Raw genomic sequence first — 22883 nt, forward strand, 5'->3', positions numbered from 1 at the left:
GGGCCAGGATCATGATTTACCCGCAGCGGTTGGGGCATCGGCGAGATGGCCCGCCGCAAATGTTTTGACGGCCTCGTCAAGCGCGCGCCAGTTGCTCAGGAGATCGCGCGGGAAGCGGTAGAGAAGCTGCAGGTCCTTGCCGAAATGAATGTCCCGCTCGCAAGGCGCAGCCATCCCTTTCGCCGCATTCTCATTGAGGCAGCGCGCGACGAACGCGGGTGGGCCGTTCTCTGCCGAAGAAACCACCAATTCCTCATCCGTATAGCCGCTGTCGGCGCGAAGCGTATGAATGGCCAGCCCGGTGGGGCCGGCTTTTCCCGGTTGTTCGATCAAGGTGGAATAGATCGGCTGATAGCGGCCCGACATGTCGCGCGACATGGTGCGGCTTTCTATCGAGAGGAACAGCAATTGCCGTTTCGCGGTGGCGAAATTGAAGTCATTGCGCGTTTCGGCACTGTATCCCGCCATCTCAGGCCATTTCAGATAAAGATCGACGCGATTTGCGATACCGTCGCGCCGTTGCGCTGGAAAGCGGATCATGTTCGAGGGGAGACGCAAGACGTCGTTCCCTATGACGATCTCGCGCATGGTCGCGTCGTCCGTATGCCCGCCCATGGCGATGATGGGACCCAGATATCGCCCGCCGAAATTGATCAGCGCGGAAAGCACGGCAAGGCCGACGAAAACATAAAAAATGCGCGTGAACAGGCGGCTTTCCGTCGCGACAAGTCCTGTCTCTTCCGCGCTTTGCATCGGGTCCGCCCTGACCGCCTGATCGAGTTCGCGTCTAATATTAGGCTTTATGGTTAATACCCCGTGAAACTTGCGGTACGGCCATGGCTCGGTCATCATGGCGGCAACACCGAAGGGGAGAAACCCATGCCCATTTATGCGCTCGACGGCCATCAGCCGGAATTCGAGGACCGTGAAACGAACTGGATCGCACCCGACGCTACACTTATCGGCAAGGTGCGGATAGGGCAGGGCGTGGGCTTATGGTTCGGCGTCGTATTGCGGGGCGACAATGAATTCATCACCCTTGGGCGCGACACCAATGTGCAGGAGCATGTGGTTGTTCACACCGACATGGGCTATCCGCTCACTATCGGCGAAGGCTGCACCATCGGCCACCGCGCCATGCTGCATGGCTGTACGGTGGGCGACAATAGCCTCATCGGCATCGGTGCAATCGTGCTGAATGGCGCGAAAATCGGCAAAAACTCGCTTGTTGGTGCGGGCGCGCTCGTCACCGAAGGCAAGGAGTTCCCCGACAATTCGCTGATCATCGGCCAGCCCGCGCGGGTCGCTCGCACGCTTGATGAAACGGTAATCGAACAGTTGAAGCTCTCCGCGTGGCACTATGTGGAGAATGGGCGGCGGTTTATGCGCGGTTTGGAAATCGTGAGCGAATAGTCGCTCTTACAGCTTCGCCTTCTCAAACACGCCCACCACCCAATCCAGAAACACCCTGACGCGCGGCGATAATTGGCGGTTCTGCGGATAAAAGGCTGCGAGCGGAAGGAGCGGGGGCGGATAATCGGGAAGTACCTCGACCAGGATCCCCCGCTCGATATCCTCGCGGAAACGGTAGCGCGGCGCCTGGATGATGCCATAGCCCATCCGCGCCAGATGGTGGTTGGTTTCGGCTTCGTTGGCGGTCAGGCGGCAGGGAAGCGTTATCTCACGCACGCCTTCGGCGGTTTCGAATTCCAGCGGCATTACCCGGCCCGTTCGCGAGGAGACGAAGCCGACCATCTGGTGGCCTTCGAGATCGTCCGGCGTAGCCGGAACGCCGTTCCGCTTCAAATATTCCGGGCTGGCGCAAGTCATTTCGGGGATTGAGGGGAGCTTGCGCATGATCATACCGCTATCGTCAGGCTCGCCCGCGCGGATGACACAATCCACACCCTCGCGTACCATATCGACCAGCCGGTCGCCCTGGCCGATATGCAACACGATCTGCGGGAAGGCATCGAGGAATTCCGGCAGGCGCGGCAGCAGGAATGAGCGGGTCAGCACGCCATGCGCGTCGATGCGAAGCACCCCCGCCGGAACGCCGCCGCGCAGCGCGTTTTCCGCTTCGTCAATATCGGCGAGGATCGACAGGCAGCGCTGGTAATAGGCTTCGCCATCGGGTGTCGGCGCGACATGGCGCGTGGTGCGCTCCAGCAGGCGGCTGCCCAGATCGCTCTCCAGCCGCCGCATCGCCTCGGTCGCCGTCGAACGCGGAAGGCCGAGGTCTGCCGCCGCCGCCGTGAAGCTTCGGCGGTCGATAACCCGGACGAAAAGGCGCATTGCATCGAGACGATCCATGATTGTTCGGACTAGCCGAATTTTCTTGCCCGCGAAAGGGTGATTATCCCGCCGCCTTCACCCTCTATCTACAGGTCAACCCATGGTTCCAGCCGCATTGATGCGACTGGAAAATGCTCAAGGAGGTTGACATGAAACTGGAAAACAAGACCGCAATCGTCACGGGCGCAAGCAAGGGCATCGGCGCGGCCATCGCCCTTAAGCTGGCGGCGGACGGCGCGGCGGTGGTGGTGAATTACGCGCGTGGCGAGTCCGCGGCCCGTAGCGTGGTCGAGGAAATCGAGAAGGCCGGCGGCAAGGCCATCGCGGTGCAGGGCGATGTGGGCGATCCATCCGCCGTGCCGGCATTGTTCGATGCCGCGGAAGCCGCGTTCGGCCCGGTTGATGTTATCGTCAACAATGCCGGCATGATGCGGCTCTCCCCGCTGGCAAACGCTACGAATGCGGATTTCAACGATCACATCGCCGTCAATCTGGGCGGGGTGTTCTACGGAATGCGGGAAGCCGCGAAGCGTCTGCGCGACGGCGGGCGCATCATCAGCCTCTCCACCAGCGTCATCGGCGCCTATCCGCCGGGATACGGCCTTTATGCCGCAACGAAAGCCGCCGTCGAGGCCATGACGCATATTCTCTCGAAGGAACTCGGATCGCGCGGGATCACGGTCAATGTCATCGCGCCGGGCCCGGTCGAGACCGAACTGTTCATGCACGGCAAAACCGAAGAACTGGTGGCCAATATTGCCCGGTCGATCCCGCTCGGCCGCCTTGGCCAGCCCGACGATATCGCCGACGCCGTCGCTTTCCTCGCAGGTCCCGATGGCCGCTGGGTTAATGGCCAGACCATCCGCGTCAATGGCGGCATGGTCTGATCCGGATCTCAACAAAGGAGTACAGAAATGCCTTTCGTCAATTACAAAGTGCCACAGGCCGCGCTTTCCAAGGCGCAGAAGGAAGAACTGATCCACAAGACGACTGAACTGGTCGTCGGCTTCTTTAGCGAAGCAGCCCGTCCGCATACCATGGTTCTGATCGAAGAAGTGCCCGATGGCGGCTATGGCCGCGCGGACGAAGTGTTCGTCATCCCCGATGAATACAGGGCGAAGGATTGATTTAAGCGAATTCCGCGAGGGTGGCAGCGATCCGGCGCCGCGAAAGCATCGCCTTTTCACGGCTGCCCTCGAATATTTGATTGGTTCGTCTGAAAAAGCATAAAACGCTGGTGGAACTCTTTATATAATCACTCGTTATGAACTGTTCGAACGTGGCCTGCTCGAGGGGTGGCACCAGCCGATGTCAAATGTTGAAAGTTTTCCAACTGCCTTACCAGGTTTGTCGGAATATGAAGCGCTGCTGGCGGCTGCGCCGAGTGTCCTGGATGCGGTGCCCGGCGCGGTCTATATCTGCGATCATGAGGGCTGGGTCGTTCGATACAACGCGGAGGCCGCCGAAGCTTGGGGCAGGGCGCCCGCACCGGATGGCCCTCGAGACCTGTTTTGCGGTTCGCACCGGCTTTTCCTCCCAGACGGCACATTGCTTCTTCATGAGGAGTGCCCCATGGCGGATGCAGTCCGTGCCGGCACTGTGACCCGCAACGCAGAGGTCATGATAGAAAGGCCGGATGGCTCTCGCATCTGGGCGCTCGTGAATATTCGGCCCCTCAGGGGGCCGCGTGGCGAGATACAGGGCGCAATCAACTGCTTTCAGGATATTTCCGCACGCAAGAGAATCGAGGACGAACTTCACCGCAGCGCCGAAGATCTCGAGGATTTTTTCGAGAACGCCGCGATAGGGCTTCACATCGTCAGCAGAGACGGGATCATCCAGCGCGCCAACAAGGCGGAACTGGACCTTCTGGGATACTTGGCTGAGGAATATGTGGGCCGGCCGATTGCGGAGTTTCATGCGGACGCGGAGGTGATTGGCGACATTCTGAAACGGCTCACCAGCGGACAGGATCTCGTTCGCTACCCAGCCCGGTTGCGTGCGAAGGACGGAACCATCAAACACGTCCTGATCACCTCGAACGGGCGTTTCGAGGGCAACAGGTTCAAGAACACCCGGTGTTTCACAACCGATGTCACCGCTATTTACGAGGCGGAGAGCGCGCGGCACGAGAGCGACGAGCGGCTGGCCGCGACCTATGAAGCCGCGACGGTCGGAATTACCGAAGTTGGGGCCGATGGGAATATCCTGCGTGCGAATGACGCGATCTGCCAGATATTGGGACGCACGCGGGAAGAGCTGCTGACGATGAACTTCCTGGACTATACCGGTCAGGAGGATCAGGAGCAGGACGCCGTTTGTTACGCGAAACAGGTCGCAGGTGAGATCAACGGATATTCGATCCGCAAACGCGCAATCAGGCCGGACGGCAAGTATATCTACCTTGACGTCCATAGCTCGTCCGTGCGCGATCGCGAGGGTAACTTCCGGTATGGGGTCCGTGTCATTCAGGACGTGACCGAGGCGAAGATCAACGAGGACCGGCTGCGTGCAAGCGAACAGCAAATGCGTGATTTGCTGGAAGCATTGCCCGCCGCTGTATATACGACGGATGCGGACGGGGTCATTACCTTCTATAATAAGGCTGCCGTGGAGATGGCAGGCCGGACGCCGCAGCCGGGTGAAAAATGGTGCGTGACCTGGCGCCTGTATAACATCGACGGGACGCCGCTTCCCCATGAGGAATGCCCGATGGCGGTTGCGTTGAAGGAGGGGCGGCGGATCCGCGGGGTCGAGGCAATCGCCGAACGGCCCGATGGAACGCGCATCCCCTTTATTCCCTATCCCACTCCGCTGCGCGATGCCGATGGCAAGCTTATCGGAGCGATCAACATGTTGGTCGATATCTCAGAGCGGAAAAAGGCGGAAGAATATGCCCAGCTTCTCGCTTTGATCGTGGAATTTTCGGACGATGCGATTTTAAGCAAGGATATACAAGGCATCATCCAGAGCTGGAACAAGGGAGCGGAACAGCTCTACGGTTATGAAGCGAGCGAAGCGATTGGCCAACCCATCACCATGTTGCTGGCGCCGGATCGTCCCGATGAAGAGACCATCATCCTCGATAAAATCCGGCGTGGCGAGCATGTCAGCCACTACGAGACCGTGCGCATGCGAAAGGATGGAACGCTTGTCGATGTATCTCTGACCGTGTCCCCGCTGAAAAACGCATGGGGCCATATCGTCGGAGCCTCCGGCATATCGCGCGATATCACCGAACGGCGCCGTCAGGAAGAACGTCGCCAGCTGCTTATCAACGAACTGAACCACAGGGTGAAGAACACGCTGGCCACTGTCCAGTCGCTTGCCGCGCAAACATTCCGCGGCGACAACCGCAGTTCCGCCTACCATCGTTTCGAAAGCAGGCTCATCGCGCTTTCCCGCGCCCATGACGTTCTCACCCGCGAACACTGGGGAGACGTGGAGCTTCGCGAACTGGTGGAAGAGGCGGTCACGCCAATGTGCGCAGACCCTTTAAGCCGCATCAGCATGTCAGGTCCGCAGGTCCGCTTGCGCCCGAAGATAGCTCTTTCCCTGTCGCTAGCTTTCCATGAACTGGCCACGAATGCAGCGAAATATGGGGCGCTTTGCAACGATGCCGGGCGCGTTAATATCCGCTGGGAAATTCCGAGCTTGCATGGTGAGCCGCGCTTGCAACTTCATTGGTCGGAAGAGGGGGGGCCTCCCGTGAAAGAACCGCAGGAAAAAGGGTTTGGGACGCGCCTTCTTGAGCAGGCGCTGGTGCGTGAACTGGGCGCCCAGGTCGAGTTGTCCTTCTTGACCAGCGGCGTTGTGTGCGACATTCAAATAGCGATTAAGTGAGAGGATAATTTTGGACGGATCACATCCCGAATTTAAACCACTTCGAGTCCTTATTGTGGAGGATGAAGCTCTTGTCAGTATGTTGATTGAGGACAATCTCTTGGATATGGGCCATGAGGTGGCTGCGATGGCTTCGCGCCTCACGCCCGCGCTCGACTTGGCTCGGACTGGTTCGTTCGACGTGGCTATCCTCGACGTTAATCTGGATGGGGAGCCCAGCTACCCCATCGCCGATGTGCTTAGGGAGCGTGGCATCCCGATGATTTTCGCATCCGGCTACGGCCCTAGTGGTCTGGATCCCAACTATGCCGGGACGCCAATCCTGACAAAACCGTTCATCGCCGCCGATTTAGAAAAAGCTCTGTTAAACGTTACAGGCCGCGTATAGCGTGACCGAATTGCCGGTGCCGGCACATGGCAATAAAACCATTTTGCTTGGAATAAAGGCTATTTGCCGGGAAACGCGGGCCAGAAACGTAGGAGCCGACCCCTGGGGAGGGGCCGGCTCCTGAACCCGGTCATTGGGGACGGGTGGGGGACACGACCGGGTTGCCGCATAAGGCTTGCGCCTTATTCCTGATAGGTCCGGATGAATGCGAAGCGCTTTTCTCCGGAACCTGAGTAACTACTGAATGCTGCCGACCAGAACCTGACGGTCGTCGTCGATCGAAACCCACACGCCCGTGTGGCGGGTCGATTGACGCTTGAGATATTGGTATTCCGTCTGGTTCCAGACCAGGACGCGCGGCTCCAGATTATCCAGGATGAAATCGCCCCGATCGGTCCGCATGGTGAGCACAGCGTGGCCGTCGCCATTCGTCTGCCGCACGACGGTGATCAGCAAATCGCTGATGGGAACGCCGGCTTCAGCCAGGAGCTTGCGCTTCAACAGGGCGTAATCCTCGCAATCGCCATATTGCGTGGGGTAGGACCAGACTTCCGGCTTGCCCCACATTTCCATGTCCGTGCGCGCCTCGATGCTGGTGTTGACCTGGTTGTTGATTTCGATGACCTTGCCCCACAGCTCCTTGGTCAGCGTGACGGGCTTGTCCGCCTTGCTGACGATGCTGCACTCATCGGTATAACGCTGACAGAATTCATAATGCCCGATCGGCTGCGTCGTACGCTCGCCAACGTTCATCCAGGGTGAAACAGTCTGTGCCGCCTGGGCAGCCCCCATGCCGATCAAAAGAAAAACCCCCGCCAGTGCTGCTCTGAATGCCATGTGCGTCATCTCCAATTGACGCCACAATGACATGCATAGTTTTAGGTCACGCGAATATTGATAGCAAAATACAAATAAAAAGCAGAGAAAACAAGTATAAAATTCGCTTCAAATTTTAAATTTTCAAGTAAAACTCAATTAAGTAATTTGAATGGCCGGTTATGAAGTGGCGCGCGAAGTCACCCACTTCAGATTAATATGTTTTAACAGTGCGGCGGGTTGAGCGTCGAGGCATGGATTCCTGTGACAAGCACAGGAATAAAGGGGGAGAGGATTTTTTACTGAGTACCGTTTGCGAAGCGCAGACGTGGTAATAAGCCGAAACAGCCAACCTGCCGTCATTCCTGTGCTTGTCACAGGAATCCATGCCTCAACCGTTCCACCACCACAACGAGGAAATAGTTCCAGGCGATTCCATCAAGATGTGCAGATAGGGAAGCTGGCTGCTACGGCGTTTCGCATTGTTCCGGCACGCTCTCCTCGAGCGATTTTTCCGATGGGGTGAGGGAGCCGGTCATGATGCTCATCGGCTGGTAGGGCGGCATCGCCTGGTTGGCGGGGCTCGCGAGCCGCAGCGTGTAGCAGCCGGTGAAGACCTGCTCCTTGCCTTCAGTCGAAACGGATTTGACCGCCAGCGGCAGGCTCCAATAGATCGACCCGGCGGCGCCATCCGCTTGCGCGTTGCCGAGCGCGATGGTCACGGACTTCGTGTTCGCATAGCCCTTGGCATAGGTGGCGAAATCAGGCTCGCGCCCTTCCTCGGAGTAATAGCTGTAGGCGCGGGCATATTCCTTGCGGTTGACCGCGTTGTAATAGGAACGGATCAGCGCCTCCGGCGAACTGCGATCGTCCATGTATCCGGCGAGCGGGCCGGTATCTTCCTCCTGCGCCTGACCGGGCAGGGCGGTGAGCAGAAACGCCGCGCAACAGGCAAGCGATATGACGGTATTGTGTGATGCCATTTCAGCCCTCCCAAGACAGGCATGGTTGGTCTATTGCCATGATGGTGGTACAACACTATCTATAATTCAAGGCGAAGCGGTGATCTTTTATCGGGGATCATGCGCGCAGCATTTTAAGAAGTGAGACAGATATGGGCCGTTTTGCAGTCATGACCATTTCCGATGCTGCTGCCGCACGTGTGTGCGAGATCGTCGAGGGCCGCGATGGCGCCCAAGGGATTCGCGTCGGCGTTAAGAAGGGCGGCTGCGCGGGCATGGAATATACGATCGACCTGGTGACCGAGCCCAATCCCAAGGATGATCTGGTCGAGAAGGATGGCGCGCGGGTTTTCATCGCACCGGAGGCCGTGCTTTTCCTGCTGGGAACGCAGATGGATTTCGAAACCACGACGCTTCGCACGGGCTTCACCTTCCACAATCCGAACCAGACCTCTGCCTGCGGCTGCGGCGAATCGGTGGAACTGAAGCCTGCCTCGCCGGAACGGCTGGAACAGGCACGCAGCGCGGCTTGACGAAATTTACCGGAAGCCCGCGCTTCGATGGATGACGACGATATCCATGATCTCTTCGCCTCGCTTGGACCCATCCGGATCAAGCGGCTCTTCGGCGGCAAGGGCATCTATCGCGACGGACTGATCATCGCCATCGAATATAATGGCGAAATCCTTCTCAAGGCAGATGAAGTCTCGGCTCATCTCTTCGAGGAGGCGGGATGTGCGCAATGGACCTATATCGGCAAGAACCGGTCCAAGCCTGTCGCCATGCCCTATTGGAGCCTTCCGGGCGACGCGCTCGACGATCCCGACATCATGAAGGAGTGGGCCCGCCGCGCTTATGAGGCGGCGGTGAGGAAGGGGAAGTAAGGCGAGGGGGCTTAGAGCCGTTCATGTTTTGATGGAATCGCCTGAATTCCGATTGGCACCGTTGCTTAGCGGAACTGTTGAAGCATGGATCCTGTGACAAGCACAGGAATGACGGGATGGAGATTTTTCCGTGCTATCAAGGACCGCTCTTGCAAGCGGAGAGGTCGGAGAATGACCGCCAACAGCAAGGCAGTCGTCATTCCTGTGCTTGTCACAGGAATCCATGCCTCAACAGCTGTTCTGCCTCATCGAGGAAGAATGTGCGACCGTTTCCATCAAAAAGTGAAATGCTCCAGCCACCGCAAAGGAAAAGCCAATTACCGTTCTGAAAGCCAAGGCAGGCCCGTCGTAGATTCTTGGGTCAAGCCCAAGAATGAACGGGACGCTTAGATCTTCGCGTCGATCAGCATGAACGCAGGAATGTCGTCGCCGAAGCCGAGTGGTGCGGGTTCGTCGTCCTGGTCGCGATAGTTGCGCCTGCGGCGGTCCTGCTCGAATTGCGGCCTGCCGCGACGCTCCTCATTGTTGCGCTTGATCGCTTCGCGGTGGGGCTTTTCCGTGCGGATCGGGGCAGGAGCCTCGATGTCGGAGAAATCAGGAATTTCCACGTCGGGCTGAGGGCTTTCCGCCTCAACCTTGGGACGGCTTTTTTCCCTGCCCTTGCGCTCGCCTGGCTTGCCGCGTGCATTGCGGCCACGGCGCGGGGCTTCGTCGGATTCCGTTGCGGGCGGCAGCGTCGAAAGATCGCCGTCGTGCCATTCGATGTCTGCGCCGATCATTTTCTCGATTGCCGCCAGATATTTGGTGTCGGTAGGGGTGACGAGGGTGAAAGCCTTGCCGGAGCGTCCGGCGCGGCCCGTGCGGCCGATACGATGCACATAGTCTTCCGCATGGATCGGCACGTCGAAATTGAAGACATGGCTCACATCAGGGATGTCGAGACCGCGCGCCGCGACGTCGGAGGCGACCAGCAGCTTCAGCTTGCCCTCGCGGAAATTGGCCAGCATCGTCATGCGTGCGCGCTGGTCCATGTCGCCATGCAAAGCGCCGGCGTCGAATTCGTGCCTGACCAGAGAGCGGAAGAGGTCCGCCACATCTTTCTTGCGGTTACAGAAGATGATGGCGTTCTTCAGTTCCGCCTCTTCGGCGCGGATAAGATCGCGCAGAACGGCGCGTTTTTCGTAATCCTTCTTGGGCGACTTGACCAGGCGCTGCGTCACCGTGATGGCGGTCGAAGAGGCCTTCGCCACCTCGACGCGGGCGGGGGAGTGCAGGAACTGCTCCGTCAGTTTGGTGATTTCCGGCGGCATGGTGGCCGAGAAAAACAGGGTCTGGCGGGTGAAGGGGATAAGCTTGCAGATGCGCTCGATATCGGGAATGAAGCCCATGTCGAGCATACGGTCCGCTTCATCGATGACGAGGATTTCCACACCGGTCAGCAGCAGCTTGCCGCGCTCGAAATGATCGAGCATGCGGCCGGGCGTGGCGATCAGCACATCCGCGCCGCGTTCCAGCTTGCGCAACTGTTCGTCAAAGGAGACGCCGCCGATCAGAAGCGACACGTTGAGGCGGTGATTGACGCCATATTTGGCGAAGTTCTCTTCGACCTGCGCGGCAAGCTCGCGCGTCGGCTCGAGGATGAGAGTGCGCGGCATTCGCGCGCGAGCCCGGCCCTGTTCCAGCAGCGTCAGCATCGGCAGGACGAAGGAAGCGGTCTTGCCGGTTCCCGTCTGGGCAATACCCAGAACATCCTTGCGTTCAAGCGCGTAGGGAATGGCTCCGGCCTGAATGGGGGTCGGTGTGGTGTAGCCCGCGGCTTCGACAGCGGCGAGCACTTTCGCAGACAGGCCCAAATCGGCAAAGGTGGTCAATGGAAGCGTAGCTCTCTCATTTTGAAGTTCATCGCGCTATCCGGTCAGAACCCACGACTGATAAGTAAGTGTTTACTTACTGGGAACGCGTTACGTCGCACCTGCGCAAAAGTCAACCGAAATGGCTCAATTCATAAGCTTTCACTGTATCTTTGTGTTCAATAAAGAAACTGCTCGGTTAAAATCCGCTCGTTCCAGGAATGGTTCTCGTCGAACAGGATGGTGGCCGTCTTGTCCCGGGCCTCCTGAATGGTGACCGAGATGACGGACTTTACCTCCGTATGGTCAGCCACGGCATTGACCGGCCGTTTTTCCTCTTCGAGAATATCGAAGCGCACCGTCACATCTTTCGGCAGCAACGCGCCGCGCCAGCGGCGAGGGCGGAAGGGACTCACCGGGGTGAGGGCGAGCAGCGGCGAATCAAGCGGAAGGATCGGCCCCTGCGCCGAAAGATTATAGGCGGTGGAGCCTGAAGGCGTCGCCACCAGCACGCCGTCGCAGATCAGTTCCTCAAGCCGCGTCTTGTCGTCGATGCTGACCTTGATCTTCGCCGCCTGATAGGACTGCCGCAGCAGCGACACCTCGTTGATTGCCAGCGCGGTGACGATTTCTCCGCTTTTTGTCTCCGCTCGCATGGTCAGCGGCCTTATGGTCTCGGCATGGGCTGCCTCGATGCGCTCGCGCAGTCCATCTTCGTGATAGGCGTTCATGAGAAAGCCGACGGAGCCGCGATTCATCCCGTAGATCGGCTTTTGCAGATCCATGAAATCATGCAGCGTCTGGAGCATGAGGCCGTCGCCGCCCAGTGCCACGATCACATCGGCATTTTCTGGCTTTTCCTGGCCGTAGAGCACCGCCAACCGCTTGGCGGCCTCGACCGATTCTCGCGAGTCCGAGGAAATGAACGAAAAGGCGTTGATTTTCCGGTTCATGGTTTCCCCGTCGGGTTGGCGGATCGTATCGTGGGAATAGTGTAGGGGAATTCGGCGCGGAGTGGAATGGTGCCCCCGGACGGACTCGAACCGCCGACCCCCTGATTACAAATCAGGTGCTCTACCAACTGAGCTACAAGGGCGCTGATACCGAGTTAGCATAATCGAGCGAAGTGTAAAATGGAAATTCTCGGGTAAGACGCATGATGCGGTCTGCCGGACGGCATTCAATCGCGGAACCAAGATAGGGCTGCCCCGTTCTGATGTACCGGGGGTGCAAAGGAACGAACAGGAGAGGTAGCCATGAAAATCTCAGTTGCACTATCCGCCGCATTGCTCGGCGCCGGCATGATCGCGGGGGCCGGCTCGGCTTCCGCCCAGGATGCCATCATCACCGAAGTGCCGCCGCCGGTGCGCGAATATGTCATCGCCCATCCCGTCGAGCCCGTCGTCATCGAAGAGCAGATAAGCCCAGGCTATGTCATCCCCGAGACGGTCGAAGTTCGACCAGTCCCCGACTCGCCGGGATATGGCTATATCTATGTGAACGGCGAGCCGGTCATCGTCCAGTTGGAAAGCCGCAGGGTCGTTTATCTCCAGGACTGACCGCCTGAATATCATCCTCCCAAATGCAGCCGTACCTGCTTCAATGAGGCGGTGCGGCTGCGTTGGCACGTTGCGCTTTCCGGCGAACGGAGCCAAGGGCGCCGACAAGTACGATGGCGAGGGTGACGATGACGATCTGGTAGATTGCGGGCATCATGGGGCTGCCGGTCTTCGCTATAAGCCATGTTACCGTTGCAGGGGCGAGGCCGCCGAAAAGCAGCACTGATAAATTGTAGGACAGCCCGACGCCGGTGGAGCGGACGCTTACCGGAAAGAGTGCCGCCAGAAGGCCGGGATGGCATCCGATGATCGCCCCCAGAAGCACGCTCGCGATGAATTCGGCGATGAGGAGATGCCACAGATCCGGCGAGGCGACGATGAAGGAATAAAGCGGCCAGGCGAGCAGCGCATAAAGGCCCGCGCCCCAGAAGAAAACCTTGAAAGCACCGATCCGGTCGCCGAGCCAGCCGGCCAGCGGATAGACGCAAATGCCGACGATGCCGGAGAGGGAAAGCGCCACGAAAGCGTCCGTCCGGGTGAGATGCAGTTCGCGCACCGCATAGACGCTGAGATAGCTGTGCCAGAGATAGCTGACGGAGGTGCCCGCGGCGACGAGGCCCATGCCGCAGAGGATGGCGGGCATTTGCTCGGGCAGGTGCTGGAGGGAGGCTTTATGCTTTTGCTTGCGCTGCGCCGTAAATTCAGGCGTCTCGGCAATACGCCAGCGCAGGTAAAGCCCGACCGGGCCGATAATCGCACCCGCATAAAAGGGGATTCTCCATCCCCATTCCGTGAGTTGATCGGGAGCGAGGCTTCTTTCCAGCCCGAAGGCGAAGACCGAGGCGGCGAGGATTCCCACTCCTTGGGCGCACATTTGCAGGCTGCCATAGAACATGCGCCGTCCCGGCGGGGCATGTTCCACCAGGAAAACGGCCGAGCCGGCAAATTCCCCTCCCACCGAAAGGCCCTGCAGGATGCGGGCGACAACGACGAGAAGCGGCGCGGCAACCCCGATGCTTTCATAGGAAGGGGTGAGCGCGAGGATGAGGCTGCCCACGGCCATGATCACCATCATCGCGGAGAGGGAAGCCTTGCGCCCGGCGCGGTCGGCATAGAGGCCGAAAACAATGCCGCCCAGCGGCCGCACGACAAATCCCACCGCGAAGACGAGAAAGGCCAGGATCAGCGAAGTGCTGGGCGCCGTTTCAGGGAAGAAAACGCTTGCGATCAACTGGGCGAACAGGCCGTAGCTCAGGAAATCGAACCATTCGAGCCCGTTTCCCAGGACGGAGGCTATCACCGTCCGAGTCGCCGGCAGCTGCGTCACGGCGCTCGCTGCCCTCTCACCCGTCCCCGGTGTTTGCGCCCCCCGACCAAAATCGTCAGGCATAACGAGCCATTATCACAACTATTGCGGGGAGTTGCAACCCCGAAACAGTTCCCGGCTATCTGACGAAGCTGACCGGGAGCCCCGAAACCGGGTGGGGAATCACATCCATGGGAATGCCGTAGATGCGCTGGAGCTCTTCGGGAACCATGATCTCCTGCGGCTTTCCGCGCGCGATGAGCTTGCCGGAATGAAGCGCCACCAGCTCGTCGCAGAAGCGCGCGGCCATGTTGATATCATGCAGCACGACTACCACGCCGATGCCCTTCGCCTTGCTCAGGCGATGCACGAGCGAGAGCACTTCCATCTGGTGCGCCACATCGAGCGCCGAAATCGGCTCGTCGAGAAGCAGGCATTGCGCATCCTGCGCCACCAGCATGGCGAGCCAGACACGCTGGCGCTCGCCGCCGGAGAGCGTATCCACCAGCCGGTCGGCGAAGGGCGCGATATCGGTAAGCTCGATCGCCTCGTCCACCTTCTCGCGGTCGATCTTGCTGAAACGCCCGAGCGCGCCATGCCAGGGATAGCGGCCAAGCGCCACCAGTTCCTTCACCAGCATTCCCGAGGCGGGCGGCGTCTGCTGCGGCAGATAGGCCACCTTGCGCGCAAACGATCTGTCGCCCCATGCCGCCAGCGCCGTTCCCTCGAAGCGCACTTCGCCGCCGGTCGGCTCCTGCTGGCGGGCGAGAAGCTTGATGAGAGTGGATTTCCCCGAGCCGTTATGGCCGATGAGCCCAATGACGCGCCGCGCCGGCAGTGTGAGGGTCAGCGGATGGAGAAGCTGCCGTTCCGGAACGGAGAAGGACACCGCATCCAGATCATAGAGCACATCCGAAGCGATGCCCGCCGATTGCCGGGCCATTTCCGTCGTGGATCGGGGATTGAGAAAGCTCATGCTCGGCTCGTTTGCTGGTGAATTGTTAAGGATAGGGCAGGGGTTCGTTAACACATCCGGGAACTTCATGTTAAGATGATTTGTTGGAGGATATCAGGAGGGGCAGGCGGATAGAGGGAGAACCTGATGGTAATCCGGCTGGCTTGCATATGCCTGTTGTTTGCAGCTTTTGCCCTGGGTTTCGCCGCGGTAGTGAGCCGCGACAGCGAGAAATTCATTTCGCTCACTTCCGTCAATCGCTGCGTGTTCGGGGCTGCGTGCAGTCCGCCGGATTAGTCGGGCTTTTTCCCTTGGCTTATTCATGAAAACGTCGCGGCACAGCGCCTCTCTCTGTCCCGCGACGTTTTTTGTTTAGCGCTTTCAAAGCACTCCTCACCCCAGGTCGATCTCATCCGGGTCTTTCGGCAGCGCTTTGATCTCTTCCGCGGCCTTTTGCAAGATTGCAGCGATCCGGGCTTGTGTCTCCGCGCTCGCGTCGAGCCGTCCGGCTAGCGCCGCCTTGAGGGCGCGGCGGCCTTCATTCACTTCCGGAGCAACATCGGGAATGTTGCGATCCCGCTCGCGTCCCCCTTCATCGCCTTCGAACCATTGCCGGGCACGGGCCATGCGCTCGCCGATCAGGCGGATGCGCTCGAGCGCCGCGTCCACGATCTTGCGGTTCTCCTTGAGATGAAGACGGCCTTCCTCGGTGATCGAATAAACCTTCTTGTTGCCATCGGGATTGGCGACGGCATGGCCGGTCTCTTCCAGATAGGTGAGGGTCGGATAGATCACGCCTGGGCTCGGGCTGTAGCAGCCGCTCGAATGCTCTTCGAGCGCCTTGATGACCTCATAGCCATGGCGCGGCGCCTTTTCGATTAGGGCCAGCACGACGAGGCGCAATTCGCCATCCCCGACGAAACGCCCGAAGCCGCCGCCAAAGCCGCGTTCGAAAGCGCCTGAAAAATGCTTGGCGAAACGCCGGGCAGCAAAAAAGCGCGGGTCGCGATGGAAATCATGAGCATGATGCATGAGAAACCTCCATGAGTTATAGCTACAGATATATCTTATGACTCTTCGTGATTGTCCGGTCAAGATATATCTTACGTGCTATCGGGGAGGGGTGAGTAGAGGAACAGCCGCTAGAGCCATTCATATTTTGATGGAATCAGCGCCAAGCGCCCTCGTGGTTCGAGGCGAATTCCGCTGCGCTCCATTCGCACCTCACCATGAGGGCTACTGAAGCGCCGCTTTCTTCATCTCTAACTAAAGGCTGTTGGAAGCGCCGACGCCCCTTCACCCTCATCCTGAGGTGCTCGCGTAGCGAGCCTCGAAGGGCGAGGGTGAAGGGGATCACCGTAGCAACGGTTTCCATCCAATCGTGAAACGCTTAAAAGGGATTGCAAAGGGAAAGTGGGACAGCCACCCTTATTCCCTTATTCCCTTATTCCCTTATTCCCTTATTCCCTTACCGCTTGCGGCTCACAGCAAATCCAGCCCCTTGAAGCTCGCGTGGCCGTTCTTGCCGATGATGATATGGTCATGAACCGTGATGTTGAGCGCCTTGGCGATGTCGACGATGGTCTTGGTCATGGCGATATCGGCGCGGGAGGGGGTAGGGTCGCCGGAGGGGTGATTGTGGATCAACACAGACAAAGAAATAATTCTTTCTTTATCAGTAGGTTATGCGAGGTCACGAATGGAGTGGGGTATGGGTTTGGTGTCTGGAACAAATGACGTTCTGTGACCATCACGCCGTATTCCGCCTGATCCTTCCTGCTTCCAGAAACGCATGCAGGATCACGAGTTCCAGTGGCAACCACGGTTACGGGAGAATGCAGATCGCGAAAGTGCCTCTCTGGAAGCACTGTTCGGGCCCGTTCGCTGCAACACGCTTTGCCAGCGCCGGGTATAGAACCGCTTTGCCGATATGGATGAACGGTGGGATGAACCTCTTAGATCGCCAATTGCGCAGCGTGCCCTCGCTGATCTGATTGCGATAGCGTTCAATGACTTCATCCAGCGTCAGGTAAACAGCAACAGACATAAATTCTCCCAGGCTTCCGTGATAGTGCAACAGGTTGTTGCACTATGGCGGGCAATCATACGAGGCGATGCCTTTAGAGGATTCTGCGGGCGCGTGGGGCTCGGCCCGCGCTCGCATTGGCCCTCCGAGGAGGCAGACAGGGAGAGCATCGAAGGAAACGCTGTGGCACGGGTTTTTACGCGCGAAGAATTTTACGAACTCGTCTGGTCCAAGCCGTTGACGCATTTGGCAAAGGAGTTCGCGATCTCCGATGTCGCGCTTCACCCCCGTCATTGAGCGGACGCTCGCCGCGCTCAGAAAGGCGAAGCCATCCGATATCGGTATCGTCGCTGCTGACAGGCCTGGGCTCATCAAGTGCGAGGTGGCGTCATCATCGATCGACCGTCTTGCCGTCGCCTTACCGCGGATTGTCCGGGCAGCATCACTCCAGGGCTTCGATCTCGTCGCAGGCGAGGGCTTCGCGAAATTCAAATCCGAAACTGAGACCGTCGGCTTCGCGATCACAGAATCGATCAGGCGGGAGAAGCACGTACTAACCGATGCTGAGTTGGCGAAGGAGGAGGCTTGGAAACGAAAGAGGGATCGCGCAGCGAGGCGAAACTCCTGGGACGATGTTTTCTTCGGCATGCCTCGTTTTCCGGAATGGGACCACCATCCGACCGGCCAACTCTCCTTTGAATTCGAGCAGGTGTATGTTTTTCGGGGCTCTGCGCCGCGCCGGAGCTTCCGCGACGCCAAGGTCCAGCGACTGGAGAATATGGCTAGTGATATCGCTGTTGGCCTTGCGGTGCTTGCTGCAGCGAAAACTGAAGATCGGCTCAGGCGAGAAGCAGAGCAGCGAAGGATCGAGGAAGAGCGTCGTCGCCGCGAATTGGCAGCGCGTATCAAACATGTTGAGGACCGCCGTACCGCCGGACTGGCGGCGGTTCTCTCCGAACTCGATGAACTGGATCGGCTTCGTCGTCTCCTCGCCATGCTCGTCAACGAGGTTCCTGCCGAGCCGAGCCCCAGATTGTCGGCCTTTCTGGCTTGGACCAGAGAGCACTTGGCGCAGCGCGAGGCTCGCCAGTCCCCACAGGCCATCGAGGATCGCTTCGAGGCGGAGCGCCTATTTGGTGACGATGACGATCACGGCTTCGCGCCCTCGCGGTGGTAGGCTGGCGAGATTGAGGAAGTCTGGATACGTTATTGAAGTGCTCTCGGCGCTTTTGCGCAAGAGGAAAGAATGAGGGCTACGCAGCCATAGCAACAGATTTTATTGTAATCCACTGGGTTCCCTAATGGTAGGGTCTTCCCATCGATGAGGGTGCATTCAATAACCCAAATTTACAGCAGGGCTTCCGTTTAACGTAAATGACGATTGGCTAATAATAACAAACTGGGTGTCTGCCGCCAGGCCTGCTATAGGCGCTCCTACCGCCGCATCGTCGGCCATTGCGAAATCGCAGGTGCCGACATAAGGCGATCTCGCCGGTTGGCCAGCGGTGCGGGCCGGGATCGCTCTTGGTCCTGTCCGTGGGGGCGGAGATTTCGGCGCTGTCTTTTGTTGGGGGGGGGGCGGAGTCTCCGACAGAAACGCCTCGAAAACCCAACCTATGCGGTTTTGATAGGATACACCGAATCAGCCTGTGCGGTGGTTTAGCACCTGAACGGTCTGGCCAGCATCGATCTTTCTAAGGATCGAAGAGGATGTTGTTGGTTCTGAGCGCATATTGACTCGTTTTGACACAAATAGGTGCTTGCCGAGGTGCGGGTGCTGATTGACCACGGGAGGTCGCGCATCGAACTGCCTTGGCGATGGGGCACGCATGAAGGTTACCGTAGCGGCTGTTGGCGACGGTTGCGGTGCGGGCGCTGATGTCGATGGCCCCGCTGCCACTTTGGCATGCTCAGGTGGAGGCAAGATGCTGGGCTCGTCGTCACCAAAGATTTCGCCAGTGAGCCCAAGCGCCAGGGCTCCGATGATTAAGTTCTTCGATTTTCCCACGGTTTGCTCCCCCAAGCGAGTTGTAGTGAACCAAAACTGGGTTGCGGAGTCGAGGGTGTGATAGGGGGGCTCAGGCTATCCATCCAACCACGTCTGCACCAACATGAGGAGCGAGATCAAAAGCAGCGCGGCGGAGATAATCGCCTCAATGTGATACCAAATTTCCATTTAAGCGCTTCCGGCGGTCTCGTCATCTTCATCAAGTGTGTGGACGGGCAAATAAGCATTCCTCTCCAGCCATTCCCGTACGACCTGCTGAATGAATTCGGAGCGTCCGAGTTTGAGTTCCCCAGTGACATGGCTGAGCATATCCTCGACCGCCGGTTCGAACACCACGCCGGACGTATTGTCTAAGCGGAGCGCCGCGCGTCGGAGGAGAGTCCGAAGTTCGACTGGAGAGGCGTCGGCGCGATCCGCTGTCTCGCGGAGTTGACTAACAAAACGGCTGTTCGACATGTGCCCGCCTCAATCTGGTAATTCGCAAACCATAATTGGATTTTGGCAGTCGGCAACCGTTTTTAACTATATAGGTTGTTACTGTTCGCTTCGCTTTTTATTTAAGACTTAATCAGTTAATATACTGAAAAATAAAGTTAATTTTATCTAAAAAAATAGAACATTGCTTAATCTGAATTCTGAAACCTTTAATGAGTTCGTCGAAAACTTTCTGTTTTTATGGGGGAAGTAATGAGTGTGCCGAGTGTGGAAGATAAAATATTATACATCGCTGAAATGCTACGGGAATTGCATAGAATGGCGGCAGGGGAAAAGCTTGAAATGCTCTGCTATTTTATCGGAATGGTGATAATTGAGGCTGAGGAGACATATTATAAGGGTAGGATACACCAAGGATAGATGCTAAGATATCCGCAAATGGCGCCTAAGTGGGCGCCATTTTTACGCAATTTCTGCCGGACCCGATAGAGATATAGACATTCGCCATTGTTTAAGCAGGGTAGGGGATGAATAAATACGCTCCCAGTATTTATTCCGTTGATTACTATATTTTGGACGAGCCAATTAACGCACGGCACTGCACTCTGTTTTTTTCGTCCCATACATCGAGTTCGTTGATAGGATAGAGTACCGTCTTCCCAACCTTGACGAACGAAGGGCCAACGCGCATCGCCCTCCAATTCCGAAGCGTTCCCACCGAGATTCCACCACGATAACGCTCAGTCACTTCCTCTGGGGTTAGAAATTTATTTTCCGTCATATCGCCTCCGATTACCATAAAAGATGAACCAAATGGGCATTCTATTACCGTTGCTAGCGCGAGATCCGCTCCGCATGTGTAGCCGATCACTGTCGTGCCGTTACTGGTGAGATTGCTCACGCTGTTGCACGTATAATGATCAAGTGCCGCATACGACGGAAGATCTTACCAAGAAGCATCGGGTAAATGGATATTGGATGCGGCACATAGGCGGAGTAAGCGGATCGGGCTCGTATCGCTCGATTATTTAAATGAGAATCGACGGAGCAGATCGTCGACGCCGTGGTCGACACGCCCATTAAACCAAGAATCAGCTAAGTCACAGGCGCAGCGCCGTGCGACGTAAAAACACCTGCAAATCCGTGCGCGGCGACTCGTTGATACGATCTGCGATTTCTCGCAGTTGATCAGCAAAGCGAGCATTCGGTATCGCGCATTCCTCCAGTTTACGTGCAGCTCATAGCTGATTTCGCTCATTCGCAGTTCGCTTACAACAGTCTTCATCTTTCTTTTTAATAAAGTTTTCATCGGTAAATGCACCCATAAGTAGCTATACTATTAAATTGAAAAGCTTTGCCTATTGCTTGTTTCATCCAATGAATCCTTAAATGCGGATGTCGTTATCTTTCGTTTATTTAACAGGGGGGCGAAAATGGCTGAGGAGCCGAGCAGGAAAGATAAGTTGGTGTTCATAGCGGGCGAGCTTCGAGAGTTATTACAAATCGCGCGTAGCGAGAACCTCACAATGCTCGTCTATTTCATAGATATGGCCCGCATTGAGGCTGAGAATAACCTCAACGATGTGTGACGAGTGCGCCAGGCACTCATAAGAGTCGCATACTACATAAGAGTCGCATACTACATACATTGGATACATTGGCGGCCCTTCGGGTCGCCTTTTCTTATAGCTAGAAGGCCCATCTGCGCGTTAACTAATGTTACGCATAATTTCATTTCCCATTTGACACCTATAGGTGTCCTGTGTTGAGTCCCTCGACTTTAGCGCACAATTCGGAGGGCGAAATGGCAAAAGACGAGAATTTTTATTCGTTAGAGTTGGCCAAAGAGGCCAGAGAACTGGTTAGGGCGTTTTTGCAAATAGGAGACCCCGAAAAACGCAGGAAGGCTAAGGCTTACGTAGTGGCGCTGGCTGACCCCGAGGCCTCAAAGGCCGCCTAACACACCGCCCCTCCCGTGCGTCGATCGTGAAAAGCGAGCGGGACGGTGCTTCACGGTTAAGTGCCTAGGGGCATTCGTTCGCAAAGCGTTTCACCGCGACGGGCGGAGCAACTACGTCATCGGCCATGGTCAGCATGCGCAGTTTCGGTCCATCGGCACGGAAATCCGGTTCAGGCAGGCTCACGCCGATGTGGCTTTTAAAGAAAGCCTGGCTGGTGCACTATTTGCGCCATTGCCAGTAAACGCCCGTCGGCAAGCCTTCGCCCAGGAGCAATCTTCGTCCGGGAGGATAGCCGGCGAGAGCGGTTCCGATGGGGCCGACCAGAAACCAGTACGCGAGGGCTTTCGGTCGATAGCTCCAAAACTACATATAGACCATTCGGTCTAGTTGCAGTAAAGAAAGATCATGACAATTCCCGCCCGTGACCGCCGAAATGCTGGCCGTCTCCGGGTTGCCGAAAGGCTCGCTCTATCATTATTTTCCCGGCGGCAAATCTGAGCTGGCCAAGGCGGCGACGCTCTGGGCAGGGGCAGCGCTGGAAGAGGTGGTAAACGACGCCTTCGCGGATGCCGCCGATTTTCGCAAGGGGGCGATCCGTACCTGCCGGGCGATCATCGGGCTGGCCGTTCAGCCAGACAGGGTGCTTGCCTGTCCAGTGATGAGCGTGCTGCAGGCAGTGTCCGATGAACCGGACTTGCGCCGGGTTGCGCAGCCCGTGATTTCCCGCCGGAGCGCCTGCCTTGCGGGCCATGCGGATCGGCTGGGTGTCAACGATCCGCACGGCGCCGGCGAGCATCTACTCATGCTGTTGCAGGGTGCCTGGATTTTGGCGCTTGCGGAACAGGACGGCTCGCCGCTTGAGCGGCTTGCGAAGCGTTTGGCGGCAGGCGAGGGGCCCTGGTTGTTTCCATAGAGCGGGCGCAACGCCCTTGTCATGATAATGCGCCACGCCCGTTTCCTCTGACATCGCGAGCGCTTCGAACCACCCCATTGAAACTTGATCCTCCAACGGTTCGCGATCTATGAAAGGACCGATGGAGCCAACGACCTTCTCCGGTTGGAGCCGAAGCGACGAGTTGGCGTTCTTGAAGGCGTTTGGAGGGATCAGTATCTCCCGGCCTCGGTTCCGTTCGCTCCTGCGGATTAAGGAGCATGCTAGCGCACGGGCAGAAGTTTCGCAGAGGAAATATGCCATTTCTCGGCGTCAGCGGGCGCGCCGACTCCTGGCGCAATGCGATGCAGCCTGTAATAGCCCCGGAAATGCTGGCGGCGTCCGTTCGTCAGCGTGGCATGGACATCGACGGGCACGTCGATCCACTGCTGGCTCATGCCGGCATCGCCATTGGTTGGTGAACCCGTGACCACGCGCGACCGCGCAGTGGAGAGAAAGCCGTCGCGAAAGGCGGCGAAGCTTTTGCCGCTCGCCTGGCCCTGCCGGTCCCACAGCCGATAGGCGCTTTGGTAATCTCCCTTGTCGATGGCGGCATAGTAGGCTTCGATGACGCGTCGGGGATCGTCGTCGGCAGTAGCCGCGGAGGGCGCCAGCAGGACGAGGGCGGCGAAGAACAGGGCACGCAGCATTATGATCTCCTTCA

The 22883-nt window shown here is 57.8% G+C and carries 25 protein-coding genes, 1 tRNA gene and 2 pseudogenes; 12 read left to right on the top strand and 16 right to left on the bottom strand.

Annotated elements, in window-relative coordinates:
* Positions 1 to 9: 9 nt before the first annotated feature.
* Positions 10 to 753, bottom strand: coding sequence for a hypothetical protein (locus IEX53_RS04040; protein WP_188821673.1), 744 nt, complete (start codon positions 751 to 753; stop codon positions 10 to 12).
* 126 nt (positions 754 to 879) lie between these two features.
* On the opposite strand from IEX53_RS04040, the gene IEX53_RS04045 reads away from it, so the two are divergent.
* Complete coding sequence (locus tag IEX53_RS04045) at positions 880 to 1413, top strand: gamma carbonic anhydrase family protein (RefSeq protein WP_188821674.1); 534 nt, start codon at positions 880 to 882, stop codon at positions 1411 to 1413.
* 6 nt (positions 1414 to 1419) lie between these two features.
* On the opposite strand, the gene IEX53_RS04050 is transcribed toward IEX53_RS04045, so the two are convergent.
* Positions 1420 to 2313 carry a LysR family transcriptional regulator gene (locus IEX53_RS04050; protein ID WP_188821676.1) on the bottom strand — a complete coding sequence of 298 codons (894 nt, stop codon included), beginning with the start codon at positions 2311 to 2313 and terminating at the stop codon, positions 1420 to 1422.
* Between the two features lie 131 nt (positions 2314 to 2444).
* On the opposite strand from IEX53_RS04050, the gene IEX53_RS04055 reads away from it, so the two are divergent.
* From IEX53_RS04055 to IEX53_RS04070, 4 genes are all read left to right on the top strand, one after another.
* Positions 2445 to 3182, top strand: coding sequence for an SDR family oxidoreductase (locus IEX53_RS04055; protein WP_188821677.1), 738 nt, complete (start codon positions 2445 to 2447; stop codon positions 3180 to 3182).
* 27 nt (positions 3183 to 3209) lie between these two features.
* On the top strand, positions 3210 to 3422 hold the full coding sequence (locus IEX53_RS04060) for a tautomerase family protein (protein WP_188821679.1): 213 nt from the start codon (positions 3210 to 3212) through the stop codon (positions 3420 to 3422).
* A gap of 181 nt (positions 3423 to 3603) precedes the next feature.
* The gene (locus tag IEX53_RS04065) at positions 3604 to 6138 is read left to right on the top strand and encodes a PAS domain S-box protein (protein ID WP_188821681.1); all 2535 of its coding nucleotides are present in this window, start codon (positions 3604 to 3606) and stop codon (positions 6136 to 6138) included.
* A gap of 10 nt (positions 6139 to 6148) precedes the next feature.
* The gene (locus tag IEX53_RS04070; RefSeq protein WP_268902567.1) at positions 6149 to 6526 is read left to right on the top strand and encodes a response regulator; all 378 of its coding nucleotides are present in this window, start codon (positions 6149 to 6151) and stop codon (positions 6524 to 6526) included.
* A 237-nt stretch (positions 6527 to 6763) separates the two neighbouring features.
* Here IEX53_RS04070 and IEX53_RS04075 read toward each other — a convergent pair whose 3' ends face one another.
* Together IEX53_RS04075 and IEX53_RS04080 are read right to left on the bottom strand one after the other, a co-directional pair.
* Complete coding sequence (locus IEX53_RS04075; RefSeq protein ID WP_188821684.1) at positions 6764 to 7363, bottom strand: transglutaminase-like cysteine peptidase; 600 nt, start codon at positions 7361 to 7363, stop codon at positions 6764 to 6766.
* 446 nt (positions 7364 to 7809) lie between these two features.
* Positions 7810 to 8262 (bottom strand): annotated as a pseudogene (locus IEX53_RS04080) (Cif family virulence factor); the annotation flags it as partial.
* A 194-nt stretch (positions 8263 to 8456) separates the two neighbouring features.
* On the opposite strand from IEX53_RS04080, the gene sufA reads away from it, so the two are divergent.
* Together sufA and IEX53_RS04090 are read left to right on the top strand one after the other, a co-directional pair.
* Positions 8457 to 8837: a Fe-S cluster assembly scaffold SufA gene (gene sufA, locus IEX53_RS04085; RefSeq protein ID WP_188821688.1), complete on the top strand. Its 381-nt coding sequence runs from the start codon at positions 8457 to 8459 to the stop codon at positions 8835 to 8837.
* A 27-nt stretch (positions 8838 to 8864) separates the two neighbouring features.
* Positions 8865 to 9188, top strand: coding sequence for a TfoX/Sxy family protein (locus tag IEX53_RS04090; protein ID WP_188821690.1), 324 nt, complete (start codon positions 8865 to 8867; stop codon positions 9186 to 9188).
* 386 nt (positions 9189 to 9574) lie between these two features.
* Here the strand turns inward: IEX53_RS04090 and IEX53_RS04095 are convergent, their stop codons facing one another.
* The 3 genes from IEX53_RS04095 to IEX53_RS04105 all read right to left on the bottom strand — a co-directional run bounded on the left by IEX53_RS04095 (position 9575) and on the right by IEX53_RS04105 (position 12134).
* Positions 9575 to 11059 (bottom strand): DEAD/DEAH box helicase, encoded by a 1485-nt coding sequence (locus IEX53_RS04095; protein ID WP_188821692.1) that lies wholly within the window; start codon positions 11057 to 11059, stop codon positions 9575 to 9577.
* Between the two features lie 158 nt (positions 11060 to 11217).
* Positions 11218 to 11991 (bottom strand): NAD kinase, encoded by a 774-nt coding sequence (locus tag IEX53_RS04100; protein ID WP_188821693.1) that lies wholly within the window; start codon positions 11989 to 11991, stop codon positions 11218 to 11220.
* A gap of 67 nt (positions 11992 to 12058) precedes the next feature.
* Positions 12059 to 12134: transfer RNA gene (locus IEX53_RS04105), tRNA-Thr, on the bottom strand.
* A 160-nt stretch (positions 12135 to 12294) separates the two neighbouring features.
* On the opposite strand from IEX53_RS04105, the gene IEX53_RS04110 reads away from it, so the two are divergent.
* Positions 12295 to 12597, top strand: coding sequence for a DUF1236 domain-containing protein (locus tag IEX53_RS04110; RefSeq protein ID WP_188821695.1), 303 nt, complete (start codon positions 12295 to 12297; stop codon positions 12595 to 12597).
* A gap of 40 nt (positions 12598 to 12637) precedes the next feature.
* Here the strand turns inward: IEX53_RS04110 and IEX53_RS04115 are convergent, their stop codons facing one another.
* The 5 genes and pseudogenes from IEX53_RS04115 to IEX53_RS23755 all read right to left on the bottom strand — a co-directional run bounded on the left by IEX53_RS04115 (position 12638) and on the right by IEX53_RS23755 (position 16905).
* Positions 12638 to 13897, bottom strand: coding sequence for an MFS transporter (locus IEX53_RS04115; protein WP_188821697.1), 1260 nt, complete (start codon positions 13895 to 13897; stop codon positions 12638 to 12640).
* A 145-nt stretch (positions 13898 to 14042) separates the two neighbouring features.
* On the bottom strand, positions 14043 to 14846 hold the full coding sequence (locus IEX53_RS04120; RefSeq protein WP_188821850.1) for an ATP-binding cassette domain-containing protein: 804 nt from the start codon (positions 14844 to 14846) through the stop codon (positions 14043 to 14045).
* Between the two features lie 405 nt (positions 14847 to 15251).
* On the bottom strand, positions 15252 to 15890 hold the full coding sequence (locus IEX53_RS04125; RefSeq protein WP_188821699.1) for a PadR family transcriptional regulator: 639 nt from the start codon (positions 15888 to 15890) through the stop codon (positions 15252 to 15254).
* A gap of 450 nt (positions 15891 to 16340) precedes the next feature.
* Positions 16341 to 16508 (bottom strand): annotated as a pseudogene (locus IEX53_RS04130) (JAB domain-containing protein); the annotation flags it as partial.
* A gap of 175 nt (positions 16509 to 16683) precedes the next feature.
* The gene (locus IEX53_RS23755; RefSeq protein WP_236016017.1) at positions 16684 to 16905 is read right to left on the bottom strand and encodes a DNA-binding protein; all 222 of its coding nucleotides are present in this window, start codon (positions 16903 to 16905) and stop codon (positions 16684 to 16686) included.
* Positions 16906 to 17155: 250 nt separating this feature from the next.
* Between IEX53_RS23755 and IEX53_RS04140 the strand changes: the two genes are divergently transcribed.
* Entirely contained in the window at positions 17156 to 18061 is a 906-nt protein-coding gene (locus tag IEX53_RS04140; RefSeq protein WP_210311618.1) for a hypothetical protein, read from the top strand.
* A gap of 465 nt (positions 18062 to 18526) precedes the next feature.
* Here the strand turns inward: IEX53_RS04140 and IEX53_RS24330 are convergent, their stop codons facing one another.
* The 3 genes from IEX53_RS24330 to IEX53_RS23760 form a co-directional block, all read right to left on the bottom strand.
* Entirely contained in the window at positions 18527 to 18715 is a 189-nt protein-coding gene (locus tag IEX53_RS24330) for an SH3 domain-containing protein (RefSeq protein WP_373288557.1), read from the bottom strand.
* 345 nt (positions 18716 to 19060) lie between these two features.
* Complete coding sequence (locus IEX53_RS04145; RefSeq protein ID WP_188821701.1) at positions 19061 to 19348, bottom strand: hypothetical protein; 288 nt, start codon at positions 19346 to 19348, stop codon at positions 19061 to 19063.
* Between the two features lie 544 nt (positions 19349 to 19892).
* Positions 19893 to 20108: a helix-turn-helix transcriptional regulator gene (locus tag IEX53_RS23760; RefSeq protein WP_236016037.1), complete on the bottom strand. Its 216-nt coding sequence runs from the start codon at positions 20106 to 20108 to the stop codon at positions 19893 to 19895.
* 652 nt (positions 20109 to 20760) lie between these two features.
* On the opposite strand from IEX53_RS23760, the gene IEX53_RS04150 reads away from it, so the two are divergent.
* The 3 genes from IEX53_RS04150 to IEX53_RS04160 all read left to right on the top strand — a co-directional run bounded on the left by IEX53_RS04150 (position 20761) and on the right by IEX53_RS04160 (position 22201).
* Positions 20761 to 20916: a hypothetical protein gene (locus IEX53_RS04150; protein WP_188821703.1), complete on the top strand. Its 156-nt coding sequence runs from the start codon at positions 20761 to 20763 to the stop codon at positions 20914 to 20916.
* Positions 20917 to 21131: 215 nt separating this feature from the next.
* Complete coding sequence (locus tag IEX53_RS04155) at positions 21132 to 21287, top strand: hypothetical protein (RefSeq protein ID WP_188821704.1); 156 nt, start codon at positions 21132 to 21134, stop codon at positions 21285 to 21287.
* Positions 21288 to 21709: 422 nt separating this feature from the next.
* Positions 21710 to 22201 carry a TetR/AcrR family transcriptional regulator gene (locus IEX53_RS04160; RefSeq protein WP_188821706.1) on the top strand — a complete coding sequence of 164 codons (492 nt, stop codon included), beginning with the start codon at positions 21710 to 21712 and terminating at the stop codon, positions 22199 to 22201.
* Positions 22202 to 22443: 242 nt separating this feature from the next.
* Here the strand turns inward: IEX53_RS04160 and IEX53_RS04165 are convergent, their stop codons facing one another.
* A complete protein-coding gene (locus IEX53_RS04165) occupies positions 22444 to 22869 on the bottom strand; it encodes a hypothetical protein (RefSeq protein WP_188821708.1) in 426 nt (141 codons plus the stop codon).
* Between the last annotated feature and the right edge of the window lie 14 nt (positions 22870 to 22883).

The sequence above is a fragment of the Paramesorhizobium endophyticum genome, assembly GCF_014640615.1.
Taxonomy (GTDB): Bacteria; Pseudomonadota; Alphaproteobacteria; order Rhizobiales; family Rhizobiaceae; genus Paramesorhizobium; species Paramesorhizobium endophyticum.

Coding starts and splice junctions, on each gene's coding strand:
- IEX53_RS04060 (WP_188821679.1), top strand. CDS start 3,210: ATGCCTTTCGTCAATTACAAAGTGCCACAGGCCGCGCTTTCCAAGGCG.
- IEX53_RS04150 (WP_188821703.1), top strand. CDS start 20,761: ATGGCTGAGGAGCCGAGCAGGAAAGATAAGTTGGTGTTCATAGCGGGC.
- IEX53_RS04165 (WP_188821708.1), bottom strand. CDS start 22,869: ATGCTGCGTGCCCTGTTCTTCGCCGCCCTCGTCCTGCTGGCGCCCTCC.
- IEX53_RS04075 (WP_188821684.1), bottom strand. CDS start 7,363: ATGGCATTCAGAGCAGCACTGGCGGGGGTTTTTCTTTTGATCGGCATG.
- IEX53_RS04100 (WP_188821693.1), bottom strand. CDS start 11,991: ATGAACCGGAAAATCAACGCCTTTTCGTTCATTTCCTCGGACTCGCGA.
- IEX53_RS04155 (WP_188821704.1), top strand. CDS start 21,132: ATGGCAAAAGACGAGAATTTTTATTCGTTAGAGTTGGCCAAAGAGGCC.
- IEX53_RS04145 (WP_188821701.1), bottom strand. CDS start 19,348: ATGTCGAACAGCCGTTTTGTTAGTCAACTCCGCGAGACAGCGGATCGC.
- IEX53_RS04050 (WP_188821676.1), bottom strand. CDS start 2,313: ATGGATCGTCTCGATGCAATGCGCCTTTTCGTCCGGGTTATCGACCGC.
- IEX53_RS24330 (WP_373288557.1), bottom strand. CDS start 18,715: ATGCGTGCCCCATCGCCAAGGCAGTTCGATGCGCGACCTCCCGTGGTC.
- IEX53_RS23755 (WP_236016017.1), bottom strand. CDS start 16,905: ATGTCTGTTGCTGTTTACCTGACGCTGGATGAAGTCATTGAACGCTAT.
- IEX53_RS04120 (WP_188821850.1), bottom strand. CDS start 14,846: ATGGCCCGGCAATCGGCGGGCATCGCTTCGGATGTGCTCTATGATCTG.
- IEX53_RS04125 (WP_188821699.1), bottom strand. CDS start 15,890: ATGCATCATGCTCATGATTTCCATCGCGACCCGCGCTTTTTTGCTGCC.
- IEX53_RS04110 (WP_188821695.1), top strand. CDS start 12,295: ATGAAAATCTCAGTTGCACTATCCGCCGCATTGCTCGGCGCCGGCATG.
- IEX53_RS04040 (WP_188821673.1), bottom strand. CDS start 753: ATGCAAAGCGCGGAAGAGACAGGACTTGTCGCGACGGAAAGCCGCCTG.
- sufA (WP_188821688.1), top strand. CDS start 8,457: ATGGGCCGTTTTGCAGTCATGACCATTTCCGATGCTGCTGCCGCACGT.
- IEX53_RS04090 (WP_188821690.1), top strand. CDS start 8,865: ATGGATGACGACGATATCCATGATCTCTTCGCCTCGCTTGGACCCATC.
- IEX53_RS04140 (WP_210311618.1), top strand. CDS start 17,156: ATGTCGCGCTTCACCCCCGTCATTGAGCGGACGCTCGCCGCGCTCAGA.
- IEX53_RS23760 (WP_236016037.1), bottom strand. CDS start 20,108: ATGACGGAAAATAAATTTCTAACCCCAGAGGAAGTGACTGAGCGTTAT.
- IEX53_RS04065 (WP_188821681.1), top strand. CDS start 3,604: ATGTCAAATGTTGAAAGTTTTCCAACTGCCTTACCAGGTTTGTCGGAA.
- IEX53_RS04045 (WP_188821674.1), top strand. CDS start 880: ATGCCCATTTATGCGCTCGACGGCCATCAGCCGGAATTCGAGGACCGT.
- IEX53_RS04055 (WP_188821677.1), top strand. CDS start 2,445: ATGAAACTGGAAAACAAGACCGCAATCGTCACGGGCGCAAGCAAGGGC.